This is a genomic window from Kitasatospora sp. NPDC057518 (genome assembly GCF_042802075.1).
Classification (GTDB): domain Bacteria; phylum Actinomycetota; class Actinomycetes; order Streptomycetales; family Streptomycetaceae; genus Kitasatospora.
Map to the genome: position 1 here is coordinate 1 of NZ_JBHVEU010000490.1, position 6,448 is coordinate 6,448.

A 6,448-nucleotide genomic window follows, 5' to 3' on the forward strand; every position below is an offset into this window, starting at 1 on the left:
GCCGGGACGGTACGGGACCGTCCCCGCCGGCGCCCCGGCCGTCCGGGGAACGCGCGGAACGCGGAACAGGTGGAACAGGTGGAAGAGACCGGACAGGCCGAGCGGGGCGACCGCTCAGGAGGCGGGCACGCCGGGTTCGGCGCCGCGCTCCTTGAGCATGTCGGTCATCAGCTGGAGCTCGGAGGTCTGGGCGACCACCATCGACTGCGCCAGCCGCTTCTCGGTGTCGTTCCGGGCCTTGTCGACGTAGCCCTGGGCCATCTCGACGCCGCCCTTGTGGTGCTCGATCATCAGCTGGAGGTAGAACACCTCGGCGTCCCGCCCGCTGAGCGTGCGCAGCTTCGCGATCTGGGTGTTGGTGGCCATGCCGGGCATCAGCGAACCGTCGTGGGCCTGGTACTCGTGGCCCATCTTCATCCACGCCATCGGCGTGGCGGTCGAGTGCTGGGACAGCCCCCACTGGTCCAGCCAGCCCATCATCATCCCGCGCTGGTTGGCCTGGGTGTTGATGATGTCGAAGGCCAGGGTGCGGGTCGGCTCGTCGGCGGTGCGGTCCCGGACGACGAACGACAGGTCCACCGCCTGCTGGTGGTGGGTCGCCATGTCGCGGGCGAACCCGGCCTCGGGGGAGTCGTCCGCCGGGACGGACAGCGTGGAGGAGCCGGACGCCGAGGTCCCGCTCGCCACCAGGGCCGGCACCCCGAGCGCCAGCGCCACGGCGGCGGCCAGCGCGGCCGGCCACCACAGGCGGCGGCGGCGCGGGGCCGCGCCGTCCTCCGTACCGTCCAGGTCGTCCGGGCGATCCGGGCGGTCCGCGTCGGCGGTCACATCTGCCCCATGGTGCAGGAGGCGCCCGGCTCCTGGGTCTGCTTGCCCTGGACGTACTTGGTGAAGAACTCCTCCACCCGCGGGTCGCTGGCGCTGTCCACGACCAGCTGGGTGCTCCAGGCGTTCAGGGTGATGGTGCCCTGCTCGTCCGGGTACGGGCTCATCATCGAGTACGGGGTCTTCTTGACCTTGTCGGAGAGGGTCTTGATGTCGTCCGGGGTGGCCTTGCTGTTGTACGTCACCCAGACCGCGCCGTGCTCCAGCGAGTGGACGGCGCGCTCGTTCTCGAGCGGCTGGTCGTAGACGTGGGCCATGCAGTCCGCCCAGATGGCGTTGTGGTCGCCGCCGACCGGCGGGGTCATCGGGTAGGTGACCTTGTCCTTGACGTGGGTGCGGCTCAGCTCGCCGAAGGTCTTCACGCCCGGGATGTCCGCGTTGGCGGCGGCCTGCTTGTCCTTCTTCTTCTGGTTCTGGTCCATGACGATCCAGGTGCCAGTGGCGATCGCACCGACCACCAGCACACCGGCCACCACCGAGGCGACGATCTTGTTGCGGCGGTCGCGGCGCTGCTCGGCGGCGCGCAGCTCGGCGATCCGGGCACGGCGGTCGAGGCCGTCCTGCTTGCCGCCGGGCTTGTTGGACTGCTTGGAGGAGGAACCCATGGTGGTCGTCCTTGTCCCCGCCGCACCGGTCGGTGGCGGCGGTCAGGTGGAGTGAGAGGAGGGACGGATCCGTCGGCGGCTGCGCCGGCGGTGGGTTCCGCTCAGGACCGGTGGACCTGGAGTTCGTGCAGGTCGGGAACCGGGTGCGCGCCGTCCAGCAGGCCGGCGGGCACCACCCGGGGCTGCGCGTCGGGCGCGGTCGGGGTCAGCGGTGACACGGCGGGCTGCGGCTGCGGCGGCGGGTTCGGCAGCTGGGCGTCCTGCGGGCAGTACGGGTGGCTGGAGCAGCCGTTGTTGCGCGGCGGCTGGCCGTCGGCGGTGCAGAGGATCCAGTGCCCCTGCTCCTCGGCCGTCCGGTGGTGGTCCGAGGGGTTCGCGGACTTGGCGACCTTCGCGGCACGGCCGGTGTAGGAGGCGTGCCCGGTGGCGACCTGGACGCTGACCACGCTGACCACGGTGACGGAGCCGGCCGGGGCCGCGGCCGCCGTCGGATGGCCGGAGCCGTCCACCGCCTTCGCCTGGCCCGCGCACGGCAGCAGCGTCAGCAGCGCGACGAGCAGCAGGACCAACAGCCCACCTGCCGGGCGGCCCGCGGATGCGGCCCTCCCCGGTCGGGGCGAACTGGGGGCCGACGCGGTCATGCGCACATTTAATCAGCCGAACGAGTGATGCGATGCCCCCCACCGGCCCCCATTTTCGGCGGCCCGTACGCCCGGATGACCAGGAAACACCCTGCTCCGGACACATCCGGCAAGCACGGACGGAACGGAAGCGGACGAATGGATGACGCGCCCGGGACCGGGCTCGCGAACCGGCAGGTGAGCGCGGTGGCCGGGACTTTCCGGTGGGTGACCGGTTGTCGCCGAAACCCGGACAGGGTCCTCGCGGGTGGAGAACAATGTCGTCAGCCCGGCCCGCCCGGGGGCGGCGCGACCACGGAACGACCAGGAGCCGCCAGATGAGCAAGCAGGGTGCACCGGCACAGCCGCACCGGCCGGACGACGGCTGGTGGGACGCCGTCTACGACGGTCCGGCGGGCACCCTCCCGGACACCCCGCACGCCGACCCGGGGGACGGCAGCGTGGACGACTGGTTCGACACGGCGGTCGGGCTCATCGGGCAGCAGCGGTCGGCGGAGCCGGAGGTGCGGCCGGAGCCGGAGCCTGAGCCGGAGGTGGCGGCTGCGGCGGCTGAGCCTGAGGTCGAGGTCGGGGCTCCCGCGGAGCCTGACGGTTCGGAGGGCGCGGACAACCGGGACAGCATCGACGACTGGTTCGACACCGCGGTCGGCGTGATCGGCGGGGCGGAGGGGATCGGGCGACAGCGGACCTCCTCCGAGACCCACCACGTCCCGGCCCCCGCCGTCGCCGAGGACACGCCGAAGCCCGCGCCGGAGCCGGAGGTACAGCCGGAGCCGGTACCCGAGCCCGAGCCGGTACCTGAGCCGGAGACCGTACCGGTCCCGGACCCGGTCTCGCTGGAGAAGCCCACCCCACCACCCGCCCCCGAACCGGAGCCCGAGCCGGAGCCCGAGCCGGAGCCTGAGCCCGAGCCCGCCGCCGAGGCGCCGGCCGAGCCGGAGACGGCGGAGCAGCCGGAAGCCCCCGCGCCCGTCCCCGATCCCCGCCTGGCCATCCGCGCACCGCTCGCCGACGGCGGCGCCGCCGTCCCGCACGTCGGCGAGCGCCCGCCGACCTACGGACCCGAGCCGACGGCCGTACCCGAGGCGGACCCGGGCGCACTGCGCGCGCTCGTACCGGACACCGTGCTGGACGGCGCCCAGTACGGGCCGTCCGTGCTGCGCGCCGCCTCCGTCCGGGGTGACTCCGCGCGCTACCGGGGCGAGCCGCGCCGCGACGCCCTGCTGGTCACCCGGTTCGGCGAGGGCCCCGACGGCCTGCTGCTCGCCGTCCTCGGCGGCTTCGACCGGACGGGCGGCCCCGAGGAGGAGGCGCTCACCGCCGAGGCGGTCGCGGCGGCCACCGGGGAGGCGTGCCACCAGCTCGCGGCCGCGATCGGGCGCAGCCGGGCCGGGCTGGCCGCCGACCTGCGCGCCGGCGCCCGCGACCGGCTCCGCTACGGCCTCCAGCGCCTGGCCACCGGTGCCGCCGCCCCGCTGCGCGCCCTGGTGCCCCGGGAGGAGGAGGACGCGCCGTCCCCGGCGCTGCTGCACTGCCTGCTGGTGTCGCTGGACCCGGAGGCCGGCTACCGGGCGGCCTTCGGCGTCGGCCCGGGCGGGCTCTACCTGCTGCGCTCCGGCCACTGGATCGACGCCTACGCGGCCCGCCTGCTGCACCACCCGGACGGCCAGCCGCCGGTCCCCGAGGCCCCGGTGCCCGGTCCGCGCCCGTTCCGCTTCCGGCTCGTCCCCGTGACGCCGGGCGACATCCTTCTGCTCTGCACCCCCGGTCTCGCCCGCCCCATCGCCGACGAGCCGGCCGTCGCCCACTTCCTCTCCACCCACTGGACCCACCCGCACCCCCCGGGCACCGTCGACTTCCTCCGCCAGGTCCAGGTCCGCGCCAAGGGCTATGCCGACGACCGCACCGCCGCCGCCATCTGGACCGAGTGACCGGGGAGGGCGGCGGGATGCGGAGCGGCGGGGTGAGGTCCCGGGCCGGTCAGGCCGGCAGCCGGCCGTCGAGGAGGAAGGCGGTGAGCGGGTCGCGGATCCGGGGGTCGGTGAAGTCGACGCCGTGCCCGGTGGCGTCCACCGTGACCATCGCCGCCCGGTGGCCGAAGGCCGACCGGACCTGACGGGCCCCGGAGTACGGCGTCGAGGCGTCGTAGCGGTTCTGGAGCATCAGGATGTTCCGCGGCCCGTCCGGGTTCGGGTGCACCGGCGGTTCCTCGGGGCGGTAGTGCCAGAACGCGCAGGGCCAGACGTTGCCGGACATGCCGGCGGTGAGCGGGTAGCGCTGCCGGTCGGCCGCGGTGCGGGCGGCGTAGACGGCGGGGTCGCGGGGCCAGGCGGAGTCGCCGCAGATCACCGCGGACTGGGCGGCGACGAAGTTGTCCGGGATGACCGACGGGAGGCCGCTGCCGGGGGAGCCTCCCGGCGGCGGGGCGGTGCGGGTGGCGGCCATCCGCAGCACCGTGGCGGCCAGCGGGTAGTAGCGAGGTTTGGTGAGCGAGGCGTAGACGACGGCCCGAAGGGTGTTGCCGGTGAGGGTCCGGCCGTCGGGCAGGCCGAACGGCGCGCGGTCGAGCTCCTCGGCGAGCCGCAGGTAGGCGGCCCGTACGGCTTCGGGGGTGGCGCCCAGGTGGAGGGTGTCGTCGCGGGCGGCGAGGTACCGGGCGAGGGCCGGGAAGGCCTCCTCGGTGCCCTCGCTGAACAGGCCGATCGCCTGCTGCTCCCCGCCGGGGGCGACCGTGCTGTCCAGCACCAGGTGCTCGGCGCGGGTGGGGAAGAGGCTCGCGTAGACCTGGCCGAGGTAGGTGGCGTAGGAGGAGCCCAGGTAGGAGATCCGGTGGACGCCGAGGGCGGCCCGGATCCGGTCGAGGTCCCGGGCGGAGTCGGCGGTGGTGATGTCGGCGAGGTACGGGCCGCTCGCGGCGGCGCAGGCGTCGGCGATCCGCCGGGCCAGGTCGAGGTTGGCGGTGATCGAGCCGTCGGGGGCGGGGAAGGGGTAGTTGAGTTCGGCGGCGCGCTCCTCGGCGGGCAGGTCGCAGTGCACGGGGGTGCTGTTGCCGACGCCGCGCTCGTCGAAGCCGATCAGGTCGTAGGAGCGCAGGACGTCGGGCGGCAGGAAGGCGGTGGCCTCCCCGGGGTAGTCGAGGCCGGAGCCGCCCGGTCCGCCGGGGGCCACCACGAGGTCGCCGCGGCGGTGGGCCGGGTCGGCGGTGCGGATCCGGGAGACGGTGAGCGTGAGGGTCCCGGCGCCGGGGTGGCGGTAGTCGCGGGGGACGCGCAGCGTCGTGCACCGCTGGCGCGAGTCGCGGGGGAAGGGCGTGCCGTTGGCGTTGGGGGTCGGGGCCGGGCAGGGCCCCCAACGGAGGGCGGTGGGCGCGGCGTCGGCGTCGGCCGTCGGCGGGGCGACGGCCGCGGGCAGGAGCAGGAGGGAGAGCAGCAGGCCACCGGTCGCGGCCGTGCGGCGCAGGATCGCGGTCATGCTCTGACGGTAGGTCGGCTCGGCGGCCCCGGCTTCGGAGCGGGGGTGGAGGTCGGCGGCCGGTTCTCCACCCGCCGTTCTCCACCCGGTGGTTGAGCCGGATCCGGGGCCGGGGTCGGAACCGGAGCCGGTCAGGCCGCGGGGCCGCTCAGGTGCGCAGGAGGATGCCGGTGACGGCGGTGGCCTGGGTGAGGGCGGTGTCGCGGTGGGCGTCCGGGAGGCCGATGGCGACGGGGACGGCGAGGCCGTCGAGCAGGGCGCGGATCTGGGCCGCGCGGTCGGCGGCGGGGCCGGGGGTGAAGCGGCCGGTGGCGGTGCCCTCCTCGATGAGGGCGACCAGGTCGGCCTGCCAGGGGGCCTCGATCTCCTGCTGGCCCTGGCGGATCTCGGCGCTCGCGGGGGAGCGGCCCCACACCTCGACCCAGAGGATCCAGCGCGGGTCGCCCGCGCCCTCCGGCAGGTAGAGGCGCAGGTAGGCGTCGAGGCGCTGCCAGGGGTCGAGGGTGTGGTCGGCGAGGGCCTCGCGGCGGCGGGCGCCGAGCTGGTCCTCGCTCCAGCGGAGGGTCTCCAGCAGCAGCTGGTCCTTGCTGCCGAAGTAGTAGAGCAGGTGTCCGGCGCTCATCTGGAGCTGTTTGCCGAGCCCGGCCATGGTGAGCTTGGCGAGCCCGTGTTCGGCGATCGCGGCCCGGGCGGTGGCGAAGACCTCCTCGCGGGGGCGGGCCGGCCGGCGCGGGCGGGGGTCGGCCATGTGGGGTTCTCCTCGGTGGGCCGGAACGCGGGAAGGCGGCGCGGGGCTCGGGAAGCGGCGCGGAACGCGGGAAGGCGGCCCGGGCGGGGGCGTACGGC

Annotated in this window: 6 protein-coding genes; 1 reads left to right on the top strand and 5 read right to left on the bottom strand. The window is 75.2% G+C overall.

Annotated features, from left to right (window positions below; all coding sequences use genetic code 11):
• Positions 1-114: 114 nt before the first annotated feature.
• The 3 genes from ACFU7Z_RS34040 to ACFU7Z_RS34050 all read right to left on the bottom strand — a co-directional run bounded on the left by ACFU7Z_RS34040 (position 115) and on the right by ACFU7Z_RS34050 (position 2,059).
• Entirely contained in the window at positions 115-789 is a 675-nt protein-coding gene (locus ACFU7Z_RS34040; RefSeq protein ID WP_380781805.1) for a DUF305 domain-containing protein, read from the bottom strand.
• 35 nt (positions 790-824) lie between these two features.
• Positions 825-1,490 (bottom strand): DUF3105 domain-containing protein, encoded by a 666-nt coding sequence (locus ACFU7Z_RS34045; protein WP_380781799.1) that lies wholly within the window; start codon positions 1,488-1,490, stop codon positions 825-827.
• Positions 1,491-1,591: 101 nt separating this feature from the next.
• Complete coding sequence (locus ACFU7Z_RS34050) at positions 1,592-2,059, bottom strand: hypothetical protein (RefSeq protein ID WP_074001015.1); 468 nt, start codon at positions 2,057-2,059, stop codon at positions 1,592-1,594.
• A 389-nt stretch (positions 2,060-2,448) separates the two neighbouring features.
• Between ACFU7Z_RS34050 and ACFU7Z_RS34055 the strand changes: the two genes are divergently transcribed.
• The gene (locus ACFU7Z_RS34055) at positions 2,449-4,062 is read left to right on the top strand and encodes a hypothetical protein (protein WP_380781801.1); all 1,614 of its coding nucleotides are present in this window, start codon (positions 2,449-2,451) and stop codon (positions 4,060-4,062) included.
• Between the two features lie 49 nt (positions 4,063-4,111).
• On the opposite strand, the gene ACFU7Z_RS34060 is transcribed toward ACFU7Z_RS34055, so the two are convergent.
• The gene (locus ACFU7Z_RS34060) at positions 4,112-5,602 is read right to left on the bottom strand and encodes an alpha/beta hydrolase (RefSeq protein WP_380781803.1); all 1,491 of its coding nucleotides are present in this window, start codon (positions 5,600-5,602) and stop codon (positions 4,112-4,114) included.
• 148 nt (positions 5,603-5,750) lie between these two features.
• Positions 5,751-6,350, bottom strand: a complete 600-nt coding sequence (locus ACFU7Z_RS34065) for a TetR/AcrR family transcriptional regulator (RefSeq protein ID WP_380743123.1) — start codon at positions 6,348-6,350, stop codon at positions 5,751-5,753.
• Positions 6,351-6,448 lie beyond the last annotated feature (98 nt).

Excerpts from the sequence above, each read along its gene's own strand:
- ACFU7Z_RS34045 (WP_380781799.1), bottom strand. The coding sequence starts at position 1,490 with ATGGGTTCCTCCTCCAAGCAGTCCAACAAGCCCGGCGGCAAGCAGGAC.
- ACFU7Z_RS34055 (WP_380781801.1), top strand. The coding sequence starts at position 2,449 with ATGAGCAAGCAGGGTGCACCGGCACAGCCGCACCGGCCGGACGACGGC.
- ACFU7Z_RS34060 (WP_380781803.1), bottom strand. The coding sequence starts at position 5,602 with ATGACCGCGATCCTGCGCCGCACGGCCGCGACCGGTGGCCTGCTGCTC.
- ACFU7Z_RS34065 (WP_380743123.1), bottom strand. The coding sequence starts at position 6,350 with ATGGCCGACCCCCGCCCGCGCCGGCCGGCCCGCCCCCGCGAGGAGGTC.